The organism is Burkholderia sp. PvR073 (assembly GCF_054055695.1).
Window position 1 is genome coordinate 1 of the sequence record NZ_JBSRXO010000030.1, and the last position, 2,570, is coordinate 2,570.

Consider the following 2,570-nt stretch of genomic DNA (forward strand, 5'->3'; position numbering starts at 1 on the left):
GAGCTATTGCCGGAATCGGCGGTCAGTGCGACACCGGGCGCGGCGGCCGACGTATCGAGCGTGAAGCTGAACGCCGTCGGGTCTGACGTATTGCCAGCGACATCGGTTTGCCGAACCTGCACGTCGTTCACGCCTTCGACGGCATTGAAACTGGTGTTCCAAGTATGGCCGCCATCGGTCGAGTATTCGACAACTGCGCCAGTTTCCACCCCAGACACGTTGAGTGTACCGACGTTGGTGATGTGGTCGGCGGCGCTGCTACCGGAATCGCTCGTGAGTGCGACACCGGGCGCAGCAGCTGAGGTATCGAGCGTGAAGCTGAATGAAGTCGGGTCTGATGTATTGCCAGCGACATCGGTTTGCCGAACTTGTACGTCGTTCACGCCGTCGACCGCATTGAAACTGGTGTTCCAGGTATGGCCACCATCCGTCGAGTATTCGACGGTGGCGCCCGTTTCAACACCGGTGAGATTCAACGTACCGACGTTGGTGATGTGATCGGTCGAGCTACTGCCGGAATCGGCGGTCAGTGCGACACCCGGCGCGGAGGCCGAGGTGTCGAGCGTGAAGCTGAACGTCGTCGGGTCCGACGTATTGCCTGCGATATCGGTCTGCCGAACCTGTACGTCATTCACGCCTTCGACTGCGTTGAAGCTGGTGTTCCAGGTATGACCGCCATCGATCGAGTATTCGACAACTGCGCCGGTCTCCACGCCAGACACATCGAGTGTACCGACGTTGGTGATGTGATCGGTAGCGTTGCCGCCGGAGTCGGCGGTCAGTGCAACGCCCGGTGCAGCGGCCGAGGTATCCAGCGTAAAGCTGAGCGAAGTCGGATCCGACGTATTGCCTGCGACATCGGTCTGCCGGACCTGTACGTCGTTCACGCCTTCGATGGCGTTGAAGCTGGTGTTCCAGGTATGGCCGCCGTCGATCGAGTATTCGACAACTGCGCCAGTCTCCACCCCAGACACGTTGAGTGTACCGACGTTGGTGATGTGATCGGTCGAGTTGCTACCGGAATCGCTCGTGAGTGCGACACTGGGTGCGGCGGCCGAGGTATCGAGCGTGAAGCTGAATGAAGTCGGGTCTGATGTATTGCCTGCGATATCGGTTTGCCGAACCTGTACGTCGTTCACGCCTTCGACCGCGTTGAAGCTAGTGCTCCAGGTATGACCGCCATCGATCGAGTATTCGACAACTGCGCCAGTCTCCACACCAGACAGGCTAAGTGTGCCGACGTTCGTGATGTGGTCGGTAGCGTTGCTGCCGGAGTCGGCGGTCAGTGCAACACCCGGTGCAGCGGCCGAGGTATCCAGCGTAAAGCTGAACGAAGTCGGATCTGATGTATTGCCTGCGATATCGGTCTGCCGAACCTGGACGTCGTTCACGCCTTCGACCGCGTTGAAGCTAGTGCTCCAGGTATGACCGCCATCGATCGAGTATTCGACAACTGCGCCAGTCTCCACACCAGACAGGCTAAGTGTGCCGACGTTCGTGATGTGGTCGGTAGCGTTGCTGCCGGAGTCGGCGGTCAGTGCAACACCCGGTGCAGCGGCCGAGGTATCCAGCGTAAAGCTGAACGAAGTCGGATCTGATGTATTGCCTGCGATATCGGTCTGCCGAACCTGGACGTCATTCACGCCTTCGACGGCGTTGAAATTGGTGTTCCAGGTGTGTCCACCATCCGTCGAGTATTCGACGGTGGCGCCCGTTTCAACACCCGTAAGATTCAACGTACCGACGTTGGTGACGTGATCGGTCGAGCCACTGCCGGAATCGGTCGTGAGTGCGACACCGGGTGCGGCGGCTGACGTATCGAGTGTGAAGTGGAACGCCGTCAGGTCCGACGTATTGCCTGCGACATCGGTTTGACGGACCTGCACGTCGTTCATGCCTTCGACGGCATTGAAATTGGTGTTCCAGGTGTGACCGCCATCGATCGAATATTCGACGGTGGCGCCCGTTTCAACACCGGTGAGATTCAACGTGCCGGCACTGGTAATGTGGTCGGTGGCACTGCTGCCGGAATCGGTAGTCAGGGCGACACCCGGTGCAGCGGCCGACGTATCGAGCGTGAAGTTGAACGAGGTCGGGGCGGACGTATTGCCTGCGACATCGGTCTGCCGGACCTGGACGTCATTCACCCCTTCGACGGCATTGAAACTGGTGTTCCAGGTATGGCCACCATCCGTCGAGTATTCGACGGTGGCGCCCGTTTCGACACCGTTGAGATTCAACGTACCGACATTGGTAATGTGGTCGGTGGCACTGCTGCCGGAATCGCCGGTGAGCGCGACGCCAGGCGCAGCGGCCGAGGTATCGAGCGTGAAGCTGAACGCCGTCGGGTCCGACGTATTGCCCGCGACATCGGTTTGCCTGACCTGCACGTCGTTCACGCCTTCGACGGCGCTGAAACTGGTGTTCCAGGTATGACCACCATCCGTCGAGTATTCGACGGTGGCGCCGGTTTCAACACCGGTGAGATTCAACGTGCCGGCACTGGTAATGTGGTCGGTGGCACTGCTGCCGGAATCGGTAGTCAGGGCGACACCCGGTGCAGCGGCCGA

General features: G+C 59.8%; 1 protein-coding gene. It reads right to left on the reverse strand.

The features are described 5' to 3' along the window. Positions 1–2,570 (reverse strand): beta strand repeat-containing protein (locus tag ACVK00_RS34490; protein ID WP_456826993.1); only part of this gene is annotated, 2,570 nt, incomplete at both ends.